Below are 20667 nucleotides of genomic sequence, written 5' to 3'. Positions count from 1 at the left end.
CGGGGCCCCGCGAGAGGCCCCGGCCTGGGAGAGATCCGGGCCGGGCATCGTGCCCGGCCCGCAATCCCCTTACAGCGAGTAGTACTGCACGAACTCGATCGGGTGCGGGGTCATCTCGTAGCGCAGCACCTCGGTCATCTTCAGCTCGATGAACGAGTCGATCTGGTCGTCCGAGAACACGCCGCCCTCCTTGAGGAAGGCCCGGTCCTTGTCGAGGCTGGCGAGCGCCTCGCGGAGCGAGCCGCACACGGTCGGGATCTTCTTCAGCTCCCGCGGCGGCAGCTCGTAGAGATCCTTGTCCATGGCCGGACCCGGGTCGATCTTGTTGCGGATGCCGTCGAGGCCGGCCATCAGCAGCGCCGAGAAGGCGAGGTAGGGGTTCGCCATCGGGTCGGGGAAGCGGACCTCCACGCGCTTGGCCTTCGGGCTCTTGGTCCACGGGATGCGGCAGGAGGCCGAGCGGTTGCGCGCCGAGTAGGCCAGCAGCACCGGCGCCTCGTAGCCCGGCACCAGGCGCTTGTACGAGTTGGTCGACGGGTTGGTGAAGGCGTTCAGCGCCTTGGCGTGCTTGATGATGCCGCCGATGTACCAGAGGCACTCCTGGGAGAGGCCGGCATACTTGTCGCCGGCGAAGACCGGCTTGCCGTCCTTCCAGATCGACTGGTGGACGTGCATGCCCGAGCCGTTGTCGCCGTAGACGGGCTTGGGCATGAAGGTCGCGGACTTGCCGTAGCTCTGCGCGACGTTGTGGATGCAGTACTTGTAGATCTGCATGTGGTCGGCGAGCAGGGTCAGCGTGTCGAACTTCATGCCGAGCTCGTGCTGGGCCGAGGCCACCTCGTGGTGGTGCTTCTCGACCTTCACGCCCATGGACTGCATGGCCGCGAGCATCTCGCCGCGCATGTCCTGCGCCGAATCCTGCGGCGGGACGGGGAAGTAGCCGCCCTTGGTCTGCACCCGGTGGCCGAGGTTGCCGCCCTCGTAATCGGTGAAGCCGTTGGTCGGCAGCTCGGTGGAGTCGAGCTCGAAGCCGGTGCGGTAGGGGTCGGCGCCGAACTTCACGTCGTCGAACACGAAGAACTCGGCCTCGGGGCCGACATAGATCGTGTCGCCGATGCCGGTCTGCTGCAGGTAGGCCTCGGCGCGCTTGGCGGTGCCGCGCGGGTCGCGGCCGTAGGGCTCGCCGGTGGCCGGCTCCAGCACGTCGCACACGATCGACATGGTCGCGGCCGAGAAGAACGGATCCAGGGTGGCGGTCACCGGATCCGGCATCAGCAGCATGTCGGACTCGTTGATCGCCTTCCAGCCGGCGATCGAGGAGCCGTCGAACATGGTGCCCTCGTCGAAGATCTCCTCGTCGATGAGCGACACGTCGAACGTGACGTGCTGCCACTTGCCGCGCGGGTCGGTGAACCGGAAGTCCACGTAGCGCACGTCGTTGTCCCGGATCGTCTTCAGCACCTCGGCCGCAGTGGTCATCGTGGGCATCCTCCAGGGATCTCTGAATCGTCTCTCGGGGCGCACCCGCACGCGGTCGCGTGCGCCGGCAAGCGGGGCTTGATATCCGGCGCGGGCGTGCCTTGCCACCCGCCGGGCCCCGGAATCGGCGGCCGGATAGAACGATCGGTCCGCGATTGCGTCCGATCTCGAAACCGTGATCGCGCCATACCGTTTCTAGGGCACCGTTGTTCTCCGGCAATGGCCCTGCTGGCACGATCCATGCGAAGGCGGCCGCAGCCGTCGACGAGGCGGCAAGCCGTTCGCGTCTTCCCGGGTTGCCCAGGTCGCGCATCGATACGGACGAGAGAACCGGAATGACCAAATATAAGCTCGAGTACATATGGCTCGACGGGTACACGCCGACCCCGAACCTCCGCGGTAAGACGCAGATCAAGGAATTCGACAGCTTCCCGACCCTCGAGCAGCTCCCGATGTGGGGCTTCGACGGCTCGTCCACCAAGCAGGCCGAGGGCGGCAGCTCCGACTGCATGCTGAAGCCCGTGCGCCACTTCCCCGACCCGGCCCGCAAGAACGGCGTGCTGGTGATGTGCGAAGTGATGATGCCGGACGGCGTGACCCCGCACGAATCCAACAAGCGCGCCACCATCCTGGACGATGCCGGCGCCTGGTTCGGCTTCGAGCAGGAGTACTTCCTGTACAAGGACGGCCGCCCGCTCGGCTTCCCGGCCTCCGGCTACCCGGCGCCGCAGGGCCCGTACTACACCGGCGTCGGCTACTCGAACGTCGGCGACGTCGCCCGCAAGATCGTCGAGGAGCACCTCGACCTCTGCCTCGATGCCGGCATCAACCACGAGGGCATCAACGCCGAGGTGGCCAAGGGCCAGTGGGAGTTCCAGATCTTCGGCAAGGGCTCCAAGAAGGCCGCCGACGAGATGTGGATGGCCCGCTACCTCCTGCAGCGCCTCTGCGAGAAGTACGGCATCGACGTCGAGTACCATTGCAAGCCGCTCGGCGACACCGACTGGAACGGGTCGGGCATGCACTGCAACTTCTCGACCGCGTTCATGCGCGAGCACGGCGGTAAGGCGTATTTCGAGAAGCTCATGGAGGCGTTCAAGAACGCCCGCGAGGAGCACATCGCCGTCTACGGTCCGGACAACCACATGCGCCTGACCGGCAAGCACGAGACCGCCTCGATCCACGAGTTCTCGTACGGCGTGGCCGATCGCGGCGCCTCGATACGCGTGCCGCATTCCTTCGTGAACAACGGCTACAAGGGCTACCTCGAGGATCGCCGTCCGAACTCCCAGGGCGACCCCTACCAGATCGCCTCGCAGGTGCTGAAGACGATCGCTTCCGTGCCGGCCGAGGCCGCTGCAGCCGCGTAAGACGCGTCGGAAGCGTCAGAGCTTCTCACAGAACGAACGAAGCCGGGCCCTCGGGTCCGGCTTCGCCGTTTCCGGATCGGGTGGGCCGGTCCGTGACCCGTGCCAGCGCTCCAGGATAGCGAGCTCCGCTCGGCGGCCCTGTAACGTATGGGTATCGCGGGGTGCGTGGACGGGCGGAACGCCCGAGTTTCGGGTCTCAGGATCGGCGCGGGCGCTCGTCGTCGCGGATCGCCGCCTCGTGGTACCACGCGCCGCCGCCGAGGCTCGGCACGGGTGCGGGTTTCGCGTCCGGAGCGGCCCGCGCGGTCAGGCGCGAGCGCCGGAACGCGGACAGATCGTAGATCTTGGCGCTCTCGCGCGGGTCCGTCGCGGCCATCGCACATCCTCCTGCATCGGGTTCAAGCGGCCGATCAGGCCAGCCGTTCCCGATGATGTGGGGTGTGGAAGGCGGCGCTCCAGTGCGGAGCGCGCCGATGCCGGACATTCGCGCAGTGCGAAATCTTAGGCAGAGAAGCGTTGCGGGAGCGGGACGGCCCGCGTCAGATCGCGTCCGTTCCGGTCTCGCCGGTGCGGATGCGTATCGCTTCCTCGATGGTCGAGACGAAGATCTTGCCGTCGCCGATGCGGCCGGTCTGGGCCGACTTGCGGATCGCCTCGACGGCGCCCTCCACAAGGGCGTCGGACAGAACGATCTCCAGCTTCACCTTGGGCAGGAAGTCGACCACGTATTCGGCGCCCCGGTAGAGCTCCGTATGGCCCTTCTGACGGCCGAAACCCTTCGCCTCGATGACGGTGATGCCCTGGAGACCGACCTCCTGGAGCGCCTCCTTCACTTCGTCGAGCTTGAAAGGCTTGATGATCGCTTCGATCTTCTTCATGCCGCTCGGGCCTGCGCTGCGGTGCCGGGCATTTCTAACATCCTCGTGACGCCTCCGCCATGCCGTTTTCGCGGCGTGCCCAACCATAGTGCCTATTTCATGTGCGATCCACGCACATCCTTCAGGCGCTTCTCCGGTTTTTGGCGCGTTTTTAGTCAGGGCTGATCGGTGCACGGGCAGAGGGGAGGGCGGACATGCGGTTGTTGACGGTCGCGGCGATGAGGCGGGTCGATGCGGCAGCCATCGACGGCGGCGTGCCGGGCCTCCGGCTGATGGAGGCTGCCGGCGCCGCGGTCGCCGCCCGCGCTCGGGCTCGCCTGCCGGCGGGCGGAAAGACGGTCGTCCTGTGCGGACCCGGCAATAACGGAGGCGACGGCTTCGTGGCCGCGCGCCTGCTGGCGGAGGCCGGCTACGGCGTCGACCTCGTCCTTCTTGGTGAGCGTGCGGCGCTGAAAGGGGACGCCGCCCTGGCCGCCGAGGCCTGGACGGGACCGGTGCGTCAGGCCGACGGCAACCCGCTGCCGTCCTGCGACCTCGTGATCGACGCCCTGTTCGGGGCCGGTCTGTCGCGCGATCTCGACGGCGCCGCCCGCGCGCTCGTCGAGGCGGTGAACGCCGCCGGGGTCCCGGTGCTCGCGGTCGACGTGCCGAGCGGGATCGACGGCGATACCGGTGCGGTGCGCGGTGTCGCGATCCGGGCGGTGGAGACCGTGACCTTCGTGGCGTTCAAGCCCGGACACCTGCTCCAACCCGGGCGCAGCCTCTGCGGGCAACTCAGCCTCGCGGATATCGGGACCGGACCGGAGGCGCTCGCGGCCGGTCTGGCCGTCGGCCCGCCGCTCCATCGGAACGGGCCCGACCTGTGGGCCGGAGCCTTCCCGCGGCTCAGCGGATTGAGCCACAAATACACCCGCGGCCACGCCCTCGTGCTGTCCGGGCCGGCCACGAAGACCGGGGCCGCCCGGCTGGCCGCCCGCGGTGCCCTGCGGGTCGGCGCCGGGCTCGTGACCGTCGCGTCGCCGCCCGCGGCGCTCGCCGAGCACGCCGCGCATCTCACGGCGATCATGCTGCGGCCTTGCGAGAGTGCCGATGACCTCGACGACCTGCTCACCGACGAGCGGCTGAATGTGGTTCTGGCCGGGCCAGGACTCGGGACCGGCGAGCCCACCCGGGAACGCGTCGCCGTGGCGGCGGCGGCCGGGCGCGGCCTCGTTCTCGATGCCGACGCGCTGACGAGCTTCGCCGGGCAGGCGCGCCTTCTCGCCGCCCATTTGGCGGATGGCGATGCCCGGGCCGTCCTGACCCCCCATGCCGGCGAGTTCGCGCGGCTCTTCGACGGTACGGCGGCGGCAGGCGGCGCCGACAAGGTCGAGCGGACCCGCGCGGCGGCGGAACTCACCGGCGCCGTCGTGGTCCTCAAGGGCGCCGATACCGTCGTCGCCGCCCCGGACGGCCGCGCGGCGATCAACGACCACGGCAGCCCCTATCTCGGCACTGCGGGCTCCGGGGATGTGCTGGGTGGCCTGATCGCCGGCCTGATGGCCCAGGGCATGGACCCCTTCGAGGCCGCCGCCGCCGGGGTGTGGCTCCACGGCGATGCCGGCCTGCGCCACGGTCCCGGCCTGATCGCCGAGGACATCCCGGAGCTGATGCCGGCGGTGCTCCGGGACCTCGTCGAATCCGCGCTCAGGTGACTTCGAAGACGGTCCACAGGCCGGTGTCGAACCGCTCCAGCACCGTGGCGCTGATCAGCCAGCGCCCCGGATTGTCGGCCAGGAAGCCGATCCGTGCGGTCCTGCCCTCCAGGAGCTGGAACGTGTCCAGCCAGTAGGGCTCCCAGCCATCGTCGAGGGGGTGGAGCAGCCGGAAGCAATGGCCGTGCAGGTGCAGGGCCTGGGGAAAGGCGGTATCGTTGCGCAGGGCCAGCACCACGACCTGGCCGCGCTTCACCGAGAAGATCGGCTGGAGGCCCGTGGTGCCGCTCGCACCGTTCACCGACCAGATCTTCTGCGGATCGCCCGTATAGACGGAATCGGGCGCCGGACCGTCCTTGGCGCCTCCCTTGTCCTTCGGCACGAAGGCGCCGCCGGTGATCACGACGTCGCGGCGCAGGGCGTTCTGGAGCTTGACCTCGGCCGGCAGGCGCTTGTTCTCGCCGATCGGCCCGATCGGCGGCCGCTTCTCGGTGATCTTGGCGCCCTTCGTGGTGACGCTGGCCAGGATGAGGCCCTTGCCGATCAGCGCGTGGATCGCGCAGGTGGCGCCTTCCTCCTCCGGCAGGTCGACGAGCAGGTCGTAGCGGGTTCCCGGCGGGAAGGGCAGGGTGGCCCGGAGCGGCTCGAACGTGTCGGTGGGCTGCCCGTCGACCGCCGCCACGTAGACCTTGACGCCTTCGAACTTGATGCGCGTCGCCCGGGCGTTGCAGGCATTGCCGAGGCGCAGGCGGACCCGGGCCCCGGGGCGGGCCTCGAAGATGCCCGGCACCGGCTTGCCGTTGACCGTGACGAGGTTGCCGAGGCGCCCGTGTGCGGCGGCGAGCGGAACCTGCCCGAAGGGCATGAGCGTGCCGTCATCCTCGAGCCGCCAATCCTGCAGGACGACGCTGACATCGGCATCCACGGCGGGCGGATTCGCCTCCTCGACGACCAGCATGCCCGCGAGCCCGCGCCCCGACGGTTCGCTCGACCCCCCGACGACCAACGGCCGGATCAGGTAGGAGCCGGCATCCGGCGGCGTGAACGCGTAGAGGAAGTCGCCGCCCGGCGGGATCGGCGCCTGGGTCACCCCGCCGACGCCGTCCATGGCGTTGACGTTGCGCACCCCGTGCCAGTGCAGAGCGAGCGGCTTGTCGGTCCGGTTCTCGACCTTCAGCCGCACCGGCTGGCCGAGCTTGACCCGGACGACGGGCGGCAGGGCCTTGCCGTCGAAGCACCAGACCGGCGTTTCGGGCGCGGGCTCCGGCCGGAACCGAGCCCGGCCGGGGGCCGCCGGCAGGGCGGCCGGTTCCGGTTGCACCGGAGACGCCGCCCCGTTGCCGGGGGTCAGGCTCGGCGCCTGGGCCCGCGCCGCGTCCGGCACCAGCCCGAAGGCGGCGGCGGTGGCGAGGAGGCTCCGGCGCGACGGCGAGCCGGCGCGCGAATCGGTCGGCGGCACGGGGCGGGATGGCGGCATGGGATCTCGGCTGCGGCTCGCGACGGGTTCGCTCCATAGCGGCGTGTCGGCTCCCGCGCCACAGGGGTAAGTTTTTTGCTGCGGGCCGGCCGGCCCATGCTATAGGGCGCGCTTCCGGCGGCCGGCGATGCGCCGGATGTCGGCGCGCGCGGGCGTGGCGGAACTGGTAGACGCGCTGGATTTAGGTTCCAGTGTCGCAAGACGTGGGGGTTCGAGCCCCTCCGCCCGCACCAGGACGTCTGCTGCGGTAGCGGTCCCCTCGGGACCCTCCGTCCCGTACCCGACATCTCGGCATCCCGGTCCGCGCGAGCACGACGCCGGCCCGCCCGGCGAACCCAGGTTTCTTTGAAGAGCGACGACGACGATGCAGGTGACCGAGATCAACGCCCAGGGGCTGAAGCGCGAGTTTCAGGTTCTGCTGGCCGCCCAGGAACTCGAGGAGCGCCTGACCAACGAGCTGTCCGGCATGAAGGACAAGGTGCAGCTCAAGGGCTTCCGCCCCGGCAAGGTGCCGGTAGCGCATCTGCGCAAGGTCTACGGCCGCTCCGTGATGGCCGAGGTGGTGCAGAACGCCGTCAACGAGGCCAATCGCCAGATCGTCGCCGACAACGGCCTCAAGCTCGCCCTGGAGCCGCAGGTCGAGTTCCCGAGCGATCAGGCCGAGGTCGAGAAGGCGCTGGACGCCAAGGGTGACCTCGCCTTCAAGGTCGCCCTCGAGGTGATGCCGAGCTTCGAACTCGCCGACCTCTCCGACGTCAGCCTGACCAAGCGCGTCGCCAAGCCTTCCGACGCGGAGGTGGACGAGGCCCTGGAGCGCATGGCCGGCCAGGGCCGCCCGTTCGCCGAGCGCGACGAGGGCGCGGAGGCCCAGAGCGGCGACCGCGTCACCATTGACTTCGTCGGCCGCATCGACGGCGAGGAGTTCCAGGGCGGCAAGGGCGAGGGCATCGATCTGGAGCTCGGCTCCGGCTCGTTCATCCCGGGCTTCGAGGACCAGCTCGTCGGCGCCAAGGTCGGCGACAAGCCGCTCGTGAAGGTCACCTTCCCCGAATCCTACGGGGCCGAGCACCTCGCCGGCAAGGACGCCGAGTTCGACGTGACGGTCACGAAGATCCAGGCGCCGGGCGAGGCCAAGGTGGACGACGAGTTCGCCAAGTCCATGGGCATGGAGTCGCTGGAGAAGCTCCGCGAGGCCGTGTCGGAGGCGATCGGCCGCGACTTCGAAGCCGCCACACGCCGCCGCCTCAAGAAGGACCTCCTCGACGCCCTGGACGGCAAGTACGCCTTCGAGCTGCCTCCGTCCCTGGTGGCGCAGGAATTCGCCGCGGTGTGGGCCCAGGTCGAGCAGGACCTCAAGACGCGCGGCAAGACGTTCGAGGATGAGGACACCACCGAGGAGAAGGCCCAGGCCGAGTACCGGAAGATCGCGGAACGGCGCGTCCGTCTCGGTCTCGTGCTTGCGCAGGTCGGCGAGAGCGCCGATATCAAGGTCTCGGATGAGGAGGTGAACCAGGCCCTCATCGCCCGGGTCCGGCAGTTCCCGGGCCAGGAGCAGCAGGTCTGGGACTTCTACCGGAAGAATGCGCAGGCGCTCGCGGAACTCCGCGCGCCCCTGTTCGAGGAGAAGGTCGTTGACCACGTCCTCGGGCAGGTCAAACTCGTCGAGGAGCCTGTCTCGAAAGAGGCGCTTTTCGCAGACGAAGATGACGACGACACGACCGGCGAGAAGCCGGCAGACAAGGCCGAGGCCAAGACCGAGGCAAAGGCCGACTGAGTCCCGCCCTGTCCGAGCGACGGCGGGCAAGGGTTAGGCGATGGTTAAGCATCGCCGGTGTTCGCTGACATGCCCGGGGCTGCCCTGATTCGCGGCAGCCCCGGGCCTCACTCCTGGGCAGGACGAGATGAGAGATCCGATCGACGTCTACAACAATGCGCTCGTGCCGATGGTCGTCGAGCAATCGAGCCGCGGCGAGCGCGCCTTCGACATCTACTCCCGCCTGCTGCGCGAGCGCATCATCTTCCTCACCGGCCCCGTGGAGGATTACGGCGCGTCGCTGATCGTGGCGCAGCTGCTGTTCCTCGAGGCGGAGAACCCGAAGAAGGAAATTTCCTTCTACATCAACTCCCCCGGCGGCGTGGTCACCTCGGGCCTGTCGATCTACGACACGATGCAGTTCATCCGCTGCCCGGTGACGACGCTGTGCGTCGGCCAGGCCGCCTCCATGGGATCGCTGCTGCTCACCGCCGGCGAGCCCGGCCACCGCTTCGCCCTGCCGAACGCCCGGATCATGGTCCACCAGCCGTCGGGCGGCTTCCAGGGCCAGGCGACCGACATCCTGATCCATGCCCGCGAGATCGAGGCGCTGAAGCGGCGCCTGAACGAGATCTACGTGAAGCACACGGGTCGCGACTACGATACGATCCACACCGCCCTTGAGCGCGACAATTTCATGACCGCGGACGCGGCCAAGGAGTTCGGGCTCATCGACGAGGTGATTGAGAAGCGCCCCGAGCCGGCAGCCGCCTGATCGGATCCGCGACGCCTGACCGCCGCGGCGCGGCCTTGATCCCGCCGCGGCAGCGTGTTTGCATCCGAGATCGGGCCCTTCGGTCAAAGGCGCGCAGCACACTGTTTCTTTAAACGGGCCCCCTACATTCAAACGATGCGCGTCCGCCCCCTTGCCGGCTGCGGACGCGAGGAATCGGAGACCGATATGAGCAAGACTGGCGGCAACGACTCGAAGAGCACGCTGTATTGCTCGTTCTGCGGCAAGAGCCAGCACGAGGTCCGCAAGCTGATCGCTGGCCCGACCGTGTTCATCTGCGACGAGTGCGTCGAGCTGTGCATGGACATCATCCGCGAGGAGTCGAAATCCTCGCTGGTGAAGAGCCGCGACGGGGTGCCGACCCCGAAGGAGATCCGCCGCGTCCTCGACGACTACGTCATCGGCCAGGACTTCGCCAAGAAGGTCCTCTCGGTCGCCGTGCACAACCACTACAAGCGGCTCGCGCACGCGACGAAGCACAACGACGTCGAGCTGGCCAAGTCCAACATCATGCTGATCGGGCCGACCGGCTCGGGCAAGACGCTGCTCGCGCAGACGCTCGCCCGCATCCTCGACGTGCCGTTCACCATGGCGGATGCCACGACCCTCACCGAGGCCGGCTACGTCGGTGAGGACGTCGAGAACATCATCCTCAAGCTGCTCCAGGCCTCGGACTACAACGTCGAGCGGGCGCAGCGCGGCATCGTCTACATCGACGAGATCGACAAGATCTCCCGCAAGTCCGACAACCCGTCGATCACCCGCGACGTGTCGGGCGAGGGCGTGCAGCAGGCGCTCCTGAAGATCATGGAGGGCACGGTCGCCTCCGTTCCGCCCCAGGGCGGCCGGAAGCACCCGCAGCAGGAATTCCTGCAGGTCGACACGACCAACATCCTGTTCATCTGCGGCGGCGCCTTCGCGGGGCTGGAGCGGATCATCTCCCAGCGCGGCAAGGGCACCTCGATCGGCTTCGGCGCGACCGTGCAGGCCCCGGACGACCGCCGCACCGGCGAGATCTTCCGCTCGGTCGAGCCGGAGGACCTCCTGAAGTTCGGCCTCATCCCCGAGTTCGTCGGCCGCCTGCCGGTCCTGGCGACCCTCGAGGATCTCGACGAGGCCGCGCTGAAGAAGATCCTGCAGGAGCCGAAGAACGCCCTGGTCAAGCAGTACCAGCGGCTGTTCGAGATGGAGAACGTCGATCTGACGTTCCAGGACGACGCGCTGTCGCTCGTCGCCCGCAAGGCGATCGAGCGCAAGACCGGCGCCCGCGGCCTGCGCTCCATCCTGGAGACGATCCTGCTCGACACGATGTACGACCTGCCGGGCCTCGAGTCCGTGGAGCAGGTCGTGATCGGTCCGGAGGTGGTCGAGGGCAAGTCGCGTCCCCTCTACATCCACGGCGACCGCAACAAGGAAGCGCCCGCCAGCGTCAGCGCGTAAGCGCTTGGTAGGGTTGCGTTAAGCGCCCGGCTCCGGCCGGGCGCGCTGCGGGGAACATCTTGAAAACGCTGCGCCCCGCAGCCACCTCAGGCTCAGCGCGGTGGCCGCACGCTCCTTCGAGGTCCGGTCCGCGTCACCAGCCGCAAAGTTTTCGAAATTCCGACCCTCGCGGCCCGGTCGGCCCCTGGCTGTAGGCGCGCTCCATGCTTGGAGGTGCCGAACCCGGGCGTCCCTGAGAGGAAGTCAGCATGTCACAGTCGAAATCGCGCCAGCCGGTGGTCCCGGGCACGACGGGCACCTACGCCGTCCTCCCCCTGCGCGACATCGTCGTCTTCCCGCACATGATCGTGCCCCTGTTCGTGGGGCGCGAGAAGTCGATCCGCGCCCTTGAGGAAGCGGTCCGCACCGACCGCCACATCCTGCTCGCCACCCAGATCAACGCGGGCGACGACGATCCGGCCACCGATGCGATCTACAAGATCGGCACCCTTGCCTCCGTCCTCCAGCTCCTGAAGCTGCCCGACGGCACCGTGAAGGTGCTGGTGGAAGGCGTCGGCCGCGCCAAGGTCACGGGCTTCACCCGCTCGGACGAGTACTACGAGGCCACCGCCGAGGCCCTGCACGACGAACTCGGCGACCGCGTCGAGGCCGAGGCGCTCGCGCGCTCGGTGCTCTCGGAGTTCGAGAACTACGTCAAGCTGAACAAGAAGATCTCGCCCGAGGTCGTCTCCGCCGTGACCCAGATCGACGAGCCGTCCAAGCTCGCCGACACGATCGGCTCGCATCTGCTCGTCAAGATTTCCGACAAGCAGGGCATCTTGGAGACCCCCACGGTGGCGCAGCGCCTCGAGCGCGTGCTGTCGCTCATGGAGAGCGAGATCTCCGTGCTGCAGGTGGAGAAGCGCATCCGGACCCGCGTCAAGCGGCAGATGGAGAAGACCCAGCGCGAGTACTACCTGAACGAGCAGATGAAGGCGATCCAGAAGGAGCTGGGCGACTCCGAGGATGGCCGCGACGAGCTGGCCGAGCTGGAAGAGAAGATCGAGAAGACCAAGCTCTCCAAGGAGGCCCGCGACAAGGCGACGGCGGAGCTGAAGAAGCTGCGCCAGATGTCGCCGATGTCGGCCGAGGCGACCGTCGTGCGCAACTACCTCGACTGGATGCTCGGCATCCCGTGGGGCAAGCGCTCGAAGATCAAGAAGGACCTCCTCGGCGCCCAGGCGCTGCTCGACGAGGACCATTTCGGCCTCGATAAGGTCAAGGAGCGGATCGTCGAGTACCTCGCCGTGCAGCAGCGGGCGAATAAGCTTACCGGTCCGATCCTGTGCCTCGTCGGTCCCCCCGGCGTCGGCAAGACCTCGCTCGGCAAGTCCATCGCCAAGGCGACGGGTCGTGAGTTCGTGCGCATGTCGCTCGGCGGCGTCCGTGACGAGGCCGAGATCCGCGGTCACCGCCGGACCTATATCGGCTCGATGCCCGGCAAGATCGTGCAGTCGATGCGCAAGGCCAAGACCTCGAACCCGCTCATCCTGCTCGACGAGATCGACAAGATGGGCATGGACTTCCGCGGCGATCCGTCGGCGGCGCTCCTCGAGGTGCTCGACCCTGAGCAGAACAGCACCTTCAACGACCACTACCTGGAGGTGGATTACGACCTCTCGAACGTGATGTTCGTGACCACGGCCAACACCCTCAACATCCCGGGCCCGCTCATGGACCGGATGGAGGTGATCCGCATCGCCGGATACACCGAGGAGGAGAAGGTCGAGATCGCGCGCAAGCACCTGATCCCGAACGCCCTGAAGAAGCACGGGCTGGGGACGCACGAGTGGTCGATCGACGATGACGGGCTGATGATGCTGGTCCGCCGCTACACGCGGGAGGCCGGCGTCCGGAACCTGGAGCGCGAGCTGTCCAACCTGATCCGCAAGGCGGTGAAGGAGATCCTGATCACCAAGACCAAGTCGGTCGCGGTGACGACGGAGACCCTTCCGGTCTTCCTCGGCCCGCCGAAGTTCCGCTACGGCGAGATCGACGCGGACGATCAGGTGGGTGTGGTCACGGGTCTGGCCTGGACCGAGGTCGGCGGCGAGTTGCTGACGATCGAGGGCGTCATGATGCCCGGCAAGGGCAAGATGACGGTCACCGGCAACCTGAAGGACGTGATGAAGGAGTCGATCTCGGCGGCGGCGAGCTACGTCCGCTCCCGGGCGATCGACTTCGGGATCGAGCCGCCGCTCTTCGAGCGTCGCGACATCCACGTCCACGTTCCGGAGGGGGCGACCCCGAAGGACGGTCCGTCGGCCGGCATCGCCATGGCCACCGCGATCATCTCGACGCTGACCGGGATCCCGGTCCGCCGCGACGTCGCGATGACCGGCGAGGTGACGCTCCGCGGTCGGGTCCTGCCGATCGGCGGCCTGAAGGAGAAGCTGCTCGCCGCGCTGCGCGGCGGCATCAAGACGGTGCTGATCCCCGAGGAGAACGCCAAGGACATCGCCGAGGTGCCCGACAGCGTGAAGAACGGGCTGGAGATCGTCCCGGTCTCGCGGATGGATCAGGTGCTGGAGAAGGCGCTGGTCCGTCAGCCCGAGGCAATCGAGTGGGAAGAGCCGCTGCCGGTGGCCAAGCCTGCCCGGACCGAGGAAGACGGCGCCGCCTTCGTGGCCCACTGACGAAGACGTCCGAATGAGACGAGCCCCCGGAGCTTCGCGCCCCGGGGGCTTTTTCATGCGTGGAGGCTTGGATGCGCGTCCTGCTGATCAACCCGAACACCAGCGCGCATGTCACCGACCTCGTCGCCGCCCATGTCCGTGCGCAACTCGGTGACCAAGCGGAACTGCGCGCCGTCACAGGCCGCTTCGGGGCGCGTTACATCGCGAGCCGGGCTGCCGCATCCATCGCCGGCCATGCGGCGCTCGACGCCCTCGCGGAGCATGGGGCTGAGTGCGACGCGGTGTATCTGGCCTGCTTCGGCGATCCGGGTCTCCTCGCCCTACGGGAGCTGTCGCGCGTGCCGGTCATCGGCATGGCGGAAGCCGCCTGTCGCGAGGCCGCCGCGGCGGGCCGTTTCGGCATCGTCACTGGGGGCGCGGCCTGGGCGCCGATGCTGCGGGAATTCGTGGCGGCCCTCGGCCTGTCCGATGCTCTGGCGGCGCTCCACACGGTGGCTCCGAGCGGTGGCGCCATCGCCCGTGATCCGGACGCCGCCCTGGCGACCCTGGCCGAGGCCTGCCGCGCCTGCGCGGCGTCCGGCGCCGAGCGCGTCATTCTCGGGGGTGCCGGCCTCGCGGGACTGGCGCGGCGGATCGCGGCGCAGGTTCCCGTTCCGCTGATCTGCTCGGTCGAGGCGGGAACCCGTGCGGTTCTGGCAGCGGGTGCGACCGGGACGGTCCGGTTCAGGCCAGAGCCCGTGGAGAGCGTTGGCTTGGCGCCGGCACTGGCGGCGCGGCTCGTCGATCCCTGACGCCGATCCGAAACGGAGCCCCTTGCACCGCACCGGCGCCATGCCGTAACGGTCGCCGGCCGGGCGGTTAGCTCAGTTGGTAGAGCGTCTCCTTTACACGGAGAGGGTCGGGGGTTCGAGTCCCTCACCGCCCACCAGAAACCTCCCTCTTTCGCGGAGCTGGCCGTTTCACCGGTCGCACGTCCTGCACGGGGACCGTTCTGACGGCACCGCCACGCCACCGAGCCGGCAAAGCGCGCCAGGGGGCGAGCCGGCCTCGTTACGAGGTCCCGGAGGGGATCACGCGCGGTCCGGCGGCGCGTCGGTTTCGACGGCGTCTTCTGCGGCAGGACCTAGGGCCAATGCGCACCTTTCGATCCTGCGCATCTGTCCGCGCGCCACTTGGCCCGGGGTGGAGCATCGATCTGTGGGCTGAGCGGCAGCGCGTCCGAACGTCAATGATTGCAACCGTTTGAGAGCCATGTGCCGGTCTGGCGTATCGAGGGCCGATCAGCGCACGTCGTGTGAAGCGCGACCTCGAGGCCGGCCTTACGCTTCGGCCGATCGGGTCGCACCGCCAGGCGCGACCCGATAGGGCATCGCGAGGAGGCCTGCCGGGCTGGCTCAGGCCGCCCGGACGGTGGTCAGGAAGCGCCGCACCTCGGCCGACAGATGTTCGGATTGCTGCGACAGCTCGGACGCCGAGGTGAGGACGTGCGCGGCGGCTGCGCCCGTGTCTTCGGAGGCGCGGGCCACACCCGCAATGTTGCCGGTCACTTCGGCCGTGCCGCTCGAAGCCTGCGCCACGTTGCGCACGATCTCCTGCGTGGCGGCGCTCTGCTGCTCGACGGCCACCGCGATGCTGGAGGCCACGTCGTTGATCTCGCGGATCCGCCCCGTGATCCCACCGATGGCCGAAACGGCCTGGTCGGTCACGCCCTGCACCTGCCCGATCCGCCGGCCGATCTCCTCGGTGGCCCGTGCCGTCTGATTGGCCAGCTCCTTCACCTCGGCCGCCACCACGGCGAAGCCGCGGCCCGACTCTCCCGCCCGGGCGGCCTCGATCGTCGCATTGAGGGCCAACAGGTTGGTCTGGCCGGCGATGTTCGAGATCATTCCCACCATCGCGCCGATCTGCTCGGCGGCCTGGCTGAGTTCCTGCACGAGGCGCGTGGTCTGGTCCGCCTCTGCCACCGCAGCCTGGGCGAGCCCGGCCGAGCCGGCCACCTGCCGGCCGATCTCCTGCACGGAGGTGCCCAATTCCTCGGCGGCTGCCGCCACGGTCCCGACATTGGCCGCCGCCTCCTCGGCCGCCGCGGCGACCGTGGTCGATTGCGCGGCCGTCTGGCTCGCATTGGCGGTCATCTGCTCCGCCGTGGCCTGCAACTCCGTGGAGGACGAAGAGACCATGCTGACGATGCCGCCGACCGCCCGCTCGAAGCTGTCGGCCAGTTCGACCATCGTGCGCCGGCGCTCCGCCGCGGCGGCCGCATCGGCGATCTGCCGGAGTTCCGCTTCCTCGGCGGCTTTGCGGGCGACCATGGTCTTGATGTTGTCGACGGCGCGGCCGAGCGCGCCGATCTCGTCGCCCCGCTGGCTTTCGGGGATCTCCGCGTCGATCTCGCCGGCGGCCATGCGCTCCAGCACCGCCACCAAGCGGGTGATCGGGCGCTGGATGTTGAGCATCAGCAGGATCGCGGCCGTGAGCAGGCTCAGCAGCATGGCCGCACCCGCCAAGAGGCCGAAGCGCGTCGCGGCGCTGACCTGCTCGGTCGTGGTCTCCATGGCCTTGTCGGTGAAGCCGCGCGCGTTGGCCACGGCCTGATCGATCATGCCCTCGGCCCGGGCGATCTGCTCCGTGATCGACCGTCGTGCCGCGTTCGCCGCGTCCGGATCGACCGCGCCGCCGCGCAGGTCCGTCCGTCCGGCGTCGGCATAGGTCCTCACGGCGCCGGCCAGATCCTGCAACGCCGTCCCGCTGTCACGCAGGATCTGCGGCTTCAACGCGATGGCGATCGGGCGCTCGAGGCCGCGTGACGCCTGCTCGGCTTCCTTGGCCGCCCGGGTGACGGCCGCGTCGGCCTCGGAAGCGGTCCGGGCCAGATCGACGGCCTTGAAGCTCAGCTGGATCCGGTTCAGGGCGACCTGCGCCTGCGAGATCCCGGTCAGGATCGTCTGCTCCCGGGCGACGGCGTCGGTCGCTTCCGCGATCCGACGGTCGCTGTTCCATTGGTTGTAGATCACGCCAGTAGCGAACAAGGCCGTCACGGCGGACGACAAAATCAGTTTGCGGCCGATTGTCAGGCGGGGCATGTGGATCGCCAGTATCCGAGGTGATTGAGCTGGAATTACGTGCTCAATCTTCGGCGTATCGGATAAAGAAAATCCTAATCGCGCGTTTTTTTCCTTGGTGTCGCGATTTTCGACTTGTGTGCGCAAGAGGTTTCGGGCGCGCGCAGGGATTGGCGGCACCGCATCCGCGTGCCCGACGCATGCGAAGGCGAAAAGTTCCGGGTCGGCTGAGATTTATTGCGCGGGAAGCCGGGCGGTCAAAGCGACGGCGGCGGCGACGGGCAGCGACGGGCAGCGATAACGGGCTGGATCGAGGTGAACGGCGCGTCGTTGGATCGGAACATTCCCGTCGCGGGCCGTGATCGGGCCGTGATCGGGCCATGTCCGGTGGACTGATCGGGATCTGCACGGGGCAGCATCTTCAAGCACCCTCGCCACGCGCGGGGCCGCCGGACGCGTCAGGCGCAGGCTTGCACCGCGCAGGCCGCGCGCACGACCGCAGCGGCCTGGAAATGATGGAGCATGTGGCCGGCGTCCGGCAGACGTTCGAACCGCGCGCCGGGGATCATCCCGGCCGCCCGCTGTCCGTGCAGGGTGGTGTTCACCACCAGGTCGGCGCTGCCGCCCAGGATGCGGACGGGCCGGTGCAGCGACGGGTAGCCGAGGACGCTGCGGGTCAGCGCCGGCCAGAGCCAGCCGGCATCCTCCCCCTCGGCGGTGATCTGCCCCGGGCGACCCGCGAGATCGAACGGGAAGTCCCGGGCGAAGCGCGGCGGCATCGCCTCGGGAAAGAACATCGCGTTCCACAGGAGCGGCAGGAGCATCCGGTCGCTGCTCGCGGCCAGGAGGGCCGACAGAGCGTCGCCGCCGAACGGCAGCGCCCGCGGCCCGAACAGCACCTGCTCCAGCCGCGGCTCCGGGAAGCAGATCGGCACCAGGGCCACGACGCCGGCAATCTCCTCCGGATGGAGCATCCCGTACGCCAGGGCGACGGCCCCGCCGAACGAGTGACCCAGGATCACCGGCCGCCGCAGGCCGAGGCGCTGCACGGCTTCCCGGATGCTCGCGGCCTGATCCCAGATGTCGGCGGCGGCGCCCCGCGGGCGTCGGCTGAAGCCGTGGCCCGGTCGGTCGACGGCGACCACGCGGAAATGCTCGGCCAGTGCCGGCACGGGGCCGAGCCAGACGTCCTCCAGGCACATCAACGTGCCGTGGATCGCCACGAGATCCGGTCCGGTGCCGGTCTCCGCGTAGGCGATCGTCCGGTCCTGCGCCAAAGCGACGATCCGGCGCGGCACGATCCGGGGATCGGCCCCGGCTCCCTGCGCCGGCCGAGCGGCGCCGGGTAGAGCTTCCGTGGCAGCGGCCACTTACAGGCGCCGCCGGCGCCCGGACGATGGGCCGAGCACCGCGAAGGCCGTGACCGCGCCGACGCCGAGGAGACCGACCGCGGCGGCGAGGGGGTGCAGGCTCGCACGGGTATAGGCGCTGGTCCGCATGACCGGGACGGGCGGGTCGCCCCGCGTCTCGCCGGCCGCCACCGGCGCATGCAGGGCGCCATCCGGATTGCGCGGCGCGTCCCTCCGCTTCTGCAGGGCGATGATCGCCGAGCTGAGGTGGTCGTAGGCCCCGGGTGCGAATTCCTTGCCGGCCACGAAGGCCTTGCCGGCCCCGCCCACGATGATGTCGCGCTGCGGGTGCACAGCCGCGTGCAGGATGGCGTTGGCGACCTCCTCCGGCGGGTAGATCGGAGGCGGCAGGCTCGGTTCGCGGTCCATGTAGTTGCGCGCCCGCTGGGGCAGGGGCGTGTCGATCGAGGCCGGCTTGACCAGCGTCACCGAGACGGGCGCCTTCTCGTCCATCAGCTCCATGCGCAGGGCATCGGTGAAGCCCTTCACGGCGTGTTTCGAGGCCGCGTACATGCCCTGGTACGGGAAGGCGAGATCCGAGGCGATGCTGCCGACGTTGATGAGGGCGCCACCGTGCTGCCGCAGGTGCTCGGTCGCCACCAGGGACCCGTAGACGGTGCCCCAGAAGTTGGTCTGGATCAGGCGCTCATGGTCTGCGTCGCTGATCTCGCGCAGCCGGCCGTAGATCGAGCCGCCCGCGACGTTCACCCAGGTGTCGAAACCGCCGAAGGTCGCCACGGCCCGGTCGGCGACCGCTTGCACGTCGGCCCGCCGGCCGACATCGGCCACGACGTCGATCGCCTTGCCGCCGACGCCCTCGATCTCGGCCCGGATGCGCGCCAGGGCGTCGCCGCTGCGCGCCGCCAGCACCACCCGGGCGCCGCGTTCGGCCGCCATACGGGCCGTGGCGAGGCCGATGCCCGACGAGGCGCCGGTGATCACGATCACCTGCGCGCGGAGCGGCTTATGCGTCATGCGGTATCCCCGATGCTGCCCGGCGCGGCCGCACGGAAGCGGCCACACGCTGTGCTATCGATCGGGGAGGCCGCATGTTCCGAGCGCGTCTGCGGGCGATCGGGTCGCAGGGACGTCGGGTCCTGCGCGCTCAGCGTCCGTAGATGTCCTCGACGCGGATGATGTCGTCCTCGCCGGTGTAGGAGCCGACCTGGACCTCGATCAGCTCCAGCGGGATCTTCCCCGGATTGGCCAGCCGGTGCATCGAGCCGATCGGCAGGTAGACCGCCTCGTTCTCGTGGACCAGCACCACCCGGTCGTCGATCGTCACCTCGGCGGTGCCGCGCACCACGACCCAGTGCTCCGCCCGGTGGTAGTGCTTCTGCAGCGACAGGCGCCCGCCCGGCACCACCTGGATCCGCTTCACCTGGAAGCGCTCGCCGATGTCGATGCGCTGGTACCAGCCCCAGGGCCGGTACATCCGCAGATGCGCGTCCGCCTCCGGTGCGCCCGAGGCCCGCAGGGCGTTGACCAGATCCTTCACCTGGCCCGAATGCGCCTTGGAGGCCACCAGCACCGCGTCGGGGGTGGAGACCACCACCACGTCCTCCAGGCCCACCACCGCGGTCAGGCCCTCGCCCTGGCTGTGCACGAGGCTGTTCTTCGTGCCGATCAGCGACACCCGGCCCCGCACGGCGTTGCCTTCCGTGTCGTGGTCCAGCACCTGCCAGACCGCGTCCCAGGTGCCGACATCCGACCACGAGAACGACACCGGCAGCACCCCGGCCCGGGCGGTCCGCTCCATCACCGCGTAGTCGATCGAGATCTTGGGCGCCCGGGCGAAGGCCGCCGCATCGAGGCGCACGAAGTCGAGGTCGGTCACCGCCGCCTCCAGCGCCGCGCGCGCGGCCGCCAGCACCTCGGGGACGAATGCCTCCAGCTCGGCCAGCATCAGGTCGGCGCGGAACAGGAAGTAGCCCGAGTTCCACAGGGCGCCGTCCGTGATCAGCGCCTCGGCGCCGGCCCGGTCGGGCTTCTCGACGAAGCGGGCGACCCGGGCCGCGCCGGGCGCCTCGGCGATCGGCTCGCCCCGGCGGATGTAGCCGTAATCGGTGGCGGGCCGGTCCGGCTCGATGCCGAGCGTCATGGTGTAGCCGGCCTGGGCGCCGGCGGCCGCGCGCCGCACCGCGTCGACGAAGGCCTCCGTGTCGGGCACGACATGGTCGGCGGCCAGGATCAGCACCACGGCCTGCGGGTCGGCGGCGGCGGCATGCAGTGCGGCCACCGCCACGGCGGCGGCCGAGTCGCGGCCCTGCGGCTCCAGCAGGATGTCGGCGGCAAGACCCAGCTGGTCACGCTGCTCGGCGACGATGAAGCGGGCCTCCGCCGAGGCGATGACCGTGGGCCTGGCGAAGACGGACGCGTCCGACACCCGCGCCAGCGTCGCCTGGAAGGTCGAGCGCTCGGCATCCACCAGCCGGGCGAACTGCTTGGGCATGCTCTCCCGCGACGCCGGCCACAGCCGCGTCCCCGTCCCCCCGCACAGGATCATCGGGTGGATCTGGATCGAAGATCGGGACATGGCGGCGTCTCCCGAGAGGGCTCGGCGGGGGCGCGGCCGAGCCCGCCCCGCGCGGGTGCGATGGACTCTCGGCCGCCGATTTCCAGATCTGCCCTTACCGT

15 protein-coding genes and 2 tRNA genes are annotated in these 20667 nt (G+C 69.3%); 9 read left to right on the top strand and 8 right to left on the bottom strand.

Annotated features, from left to right (window positions below):
• Nucleotides 1–69: 69 nt before the first annotated feature.
• Nucleotides 70–1479 (bottom strand): type I glutamate--ammonia ligase, encoded by a 1410-nt coding sequence (gene glnA, locus ABIC70_RS01000; RefSeq protein WP_238194911.1) that lies wholly within the window; start codon nucleotides 1477–1479, stop codon nucleotides 70–72.
• 335 nt (nucleotides 1480–1814) lie between these two features.
• On the opposite strand from glnA, the gene ABIC70_RS00995 reads away from it, so the two are divergent.
• Nucleotides 1815–2849, top strand: coding sequence for a glutamine synthetase beta-grasp domain-containing protein (locus tag ABIC70_RS00995; RefSeq protein WP_043347488.1), 1035 nt, complete (start codon nucleotides 1815–1817; stop codon nucleotides 2847–2849).
• Between the two features lie 196 nt (nucleotides 2850–3045).
• On the opposite strand, the gene ABIC70_RS00990 is transcribed toward ABIC70_RS00995, so the two are convergent.
• Together ABIC70_RS00990 and ABIC70_RS00985 are read right to left on the bottom strand one after the other, a co-directional pair.
• Nucleotides 3046–3225, bottom strand: a complete 180-nt coding sequence (locus ABIC70_RS00990) for a DUF2735 domain-containing protein (protein WP_043347490.1) — start codon at nucleotides 3223–3225, stop codon at nucleotides 3046–3048.
• Nucleotides 3226–3388: 163 nt separating this feature from the next.
• A complete protein-coding gene (locus ABIC70_RS00985) occupies nucleotides 3389–3727 on the bottom strand; it encodes a P-II family nitrogen regulator (protein ID WP_003600526.1) in 339 nt (112 codons plus the stop codon).
• 194 nt (nucleotides 3728–3921) lie between these two features.
• On the opposite strand from ABIC70_RS00985, the gene ABIC70_RS00980 reads away from it, so the two are divergent.
• Complete coding sequence (locus tag ABIC70_RS00980) at nucleotides 3922–5421, top strand: NAD(P)H-hydrate dehydratase (protein ID WP_354438639.1); 1500 nt, start codon at nucleotides 3922–3924, stop codon at nucleotides 5419–5421.
• On the opposite strand, the gene ABIC70_RS00975 is transcribed toward ABIC70_RS00980, so the two are convergent.
• On the bottom strand, nucleotides 5414–6898 hold the full coding sequence (locus ABIC70_RS00975) for a multicopper oxidase family protein (protein WP_354438637.1): 1485 nt from the start codon (nucleotides 6896–6898) through the stop codon (nucleotides 5414–5416). The two genes, ABIC70_RS00980 and ABIC70_RS00975, sit on opposite strands and share 8 nt — an antisense overlap.
• Nucleotides 6899–7046: 148 nt before the next feature.
• Here ABIC70_RS00975 and ABIC70_RS00970 point away from each other — a divergent pair.
• The 7 genes from ABIC70_RS00970 to ABIC70_RS00940 all read left to right on the top strand — a co-directional run bounded on the left by ABIC70_RS00970 (nucleotide 7047) and on the right by ABIC70_RS00940 (nucleotide 14487).
• Nucleotides 7047–7131: transfer RNA gene (locus tag ABIC70_RS00970), tRNA-Leu, on the top strand.
• 131 nt (nucleotides 7132–7262) lie between these two features.
• Nucleotides 7263–8672, top strand: coding sequence for a trigger factor (gene tig / locus ABIC70_RS00965; protein WP_043347496.1), 1410 nt, complete (start codon nucleotides 7263–7265; stop codon nucleotides 8670–8672).
• A gap of 127 nt (nucleotides 8673–8799) precedes the next feature.
• Nucleotides 8800–9426: an ATP-dependent Clp protease proteolytic subunit gene (locus tag ABIC70_RS00960; protein WP_012322036.1), complete on the top strand. Its 627-nt coding sequence runs from the start codon at nucleotides 8800–8802 to the stop codon at nucleotides 9424–9426.
• A 186-nt stretch (nucleotides 9427–9612) separates the two neighbouring features.
• The gene (clpX, locus tag ABIC70_RS00955) at nucleotides 9613–10884 is read left to right on the top strand and encodes an ATP-dependent Clp protease ATP-binding subunit ClpX (protein WP_043385521.1); all 1272 of its coding nucleotides are present in this window, start codon (nucleotides 9613–9615) and stop codon (nucleotides 10882–10884) included.
• Between the two features lie 248 nt (nucleotides 10885–11132).
• Entirely contained in the window at nucleotides 11133–13559 is a 2427-nt protein-coding gene (gene lon, locus ABIC70_RS00950) for an endopeptidase La (protein ID WP_043357208.1), read from the top strand.
• Nucleotides 13560–13630: 71 nt separating this feature from the next.
• On the top strand, nucleotides 13631–14350 hold the full coding sequence (locus ABIC70_RS00945; protein ID WP_354438635.1) for an aspartate/glutamate racemase family protein: 720 nt from the start codon (nucleotides 13631–13633) through the stop codon (nucleotides 14348–14350).
• Between the two features lie 61 nt (nucleotides 14351–14411).
• Nucleotides 14412–14487: transfer RNA gene (locus ABIC70_RS00940), tRNA-Val, on the top strand.
• Between the two features lie 466 nt (nucleotides 14488–14953).
• Here ABIC70_RS00940 and ABIC70_RS00935 read toward each other — a convergent pair.
• From ABIC70_RS00935 to ABIC70_RS00920, 4 genes are all read right to left on the bottom strand, one after another.
• Nucleotides 14954–16642: a methyl-accepting chemotaxis protein gene (locus tag ABIC70_RS00935; RefSeq protein WP_354438634.1), complete on the bottom strand. Its 1689-nt coding sequence runs from the start codon at nucleotides 16640–16642 to the stop codon at nucleotides 14954–14956.
• A 437-nt stretch (nucleotides 16643–17079) separates the two neighbouring features.
• Nucleotides 17080–17919 (bottom strand): alpha/beta fold hydrolase, encoded by an 840-nt coding sequence (locus tag ABIC70_RS00930; RefSeq protein WP_354438633.1) that lies wholly within the window; start codon nucleotides 17917–17919, stop codon nucleotides 17080–17082.
• A gap of 72 nt (nucleotides 17920–17991) precedes the next feature.
• Nucleotides 17992–19005, bottom strand: coding sequence for an SDR family oxidoreductase (locus tag ABIC70_RS00925; protein WP_354438632.1), 1014 nt, complete (start codon nucleotides 19003–19005; stop codon nucleotides 17992–17994).
• Nucleotides 19006–19135: 130 nt separating this feature from the next.
• Entirely contained in the window at nucleotides 19136–20566 is a 1431-nt protein-coding gene (locus ABIC70_RS00920) for a mannose-1-phosphate guanylyltransferase/mannose-6-phosphate isomerase (RefSeq protein WP_179697668.1), read from the bottom strand.
• Nucleotides 20567–20667: the final 101 nt, after the last annotated feature.

The organism is Methylobacterium sp. 1973 (assembly GCF_040545035.1).
In the GTDB taxonomy this organism is placed as follows: Bacteria; Pseudomonadota; Alphaproteobacteria; order Rhizobiales; family Beijerinckiaceae; genus Methylobacterium; species Methylobacterium fujisawaense.
Note: the sequence above shows the minus strand (reverse complement) of the source record. Positions and strands in the feature narration are given on the sequence as shown.

Bases quoted from the DNA above. Each gene is read 5' to 3' on its own strand.
- ABIC70_RS00995 (WP_043347488.1), top strand. From the start codon at position 1,815: ATGACCAAATATAAGCTCGAGTACATATGGCTCGACGGGTACACGCCG.
- glnA (WP_238194911.1), bottom strand. From the start codon at position 1,479: ATGACCACTGCGGCCGAGGTGCTGAAGACGATCCGGGACAACGACGTG.
- ABIC70_RS00960 (WP_012322036.1), top strand. From the start codon at position 8,800: ATGAGAGATCCGATCGACGTCTACAACAATGCGCTCGTGCCGATGGTC.
- lon (WP_043357208.1), top strand. From the start codon at position 11,133: ATGTCACAGTCGAAATCGCGCCAGCCGGTGGTCCCGGGCACGACGGGC.
- ABIC70_RS00935 (WP_354438634.1), bottom strand. From the start codon at position 16,642: ATGCCCCGCCTGACAATCGGCCGCAAACTGATTTTGTCGTCCGCCGTG.
- ABIC70_RS00985 (WP_003600526.1), bottom strand. From the start codon at position 3,727: ATGAAGAAGATCGAAGCGATCATCAAGCCTTTCAAGCTCGACGAAGTG.
- ABIC70_RS00980 (WP_354438639.1), top strand. From the start codon at position 3,922: ATGCGGTTGTTGACGGTCGCGGCGATGAGGCGGGTCGATGCGGCAGCC.
- ABIC70_RS00925 (WP_354438632.1), bottom strand. From the start codon at position 19,005: ATGACGCATAAGCCGCTCCGCGCGCAGGTGATCGTGATCACCGGCGCC.
- ABIC70_RS00975 (WP_354438637.1), bottom strand. From the start codon at position 6,898: ATGCCGCCATCCCGCCCCGTGCCGCCGACCGATTCGCGCGCCGGCTCG.
- tig (WP_043347496.1), top strand. From the start codon at position 7,263: ATGCAGGTGACCGAGATCAACGCCCAGGGGCTGAAGCGCGAGTTTCAG.
- ABIC70_RS00945 (WP_354438635.1), top strand. From the start codon at position 13,631: ATGCGCGTCCTGCTGATCAACCCGAACACCAGCGCGCATGTCACCGAC.
- clpX (WP_043385521.1), top strand. From the start codon at position 9,613: ATGAGCAAGACTGGCGGCAACGACTCGAAGAGCACGCTGTATTGCTCG.
- ABIC70_RS00920 (WP_179697668.1), bottom strand. From the start codon at position 20,566: ATGTCCCGATCTTCGATCCAGATCCACCCGATGATCCTGTGCGGGGGG.
- ABIC70_RS00990 (WP_043347490.1), bottom strand. From the start codon at position 3,225: ATGGCCGCGACGGACCCGCGCGAGAGCGCCAAGATCTACGATCTGTCC.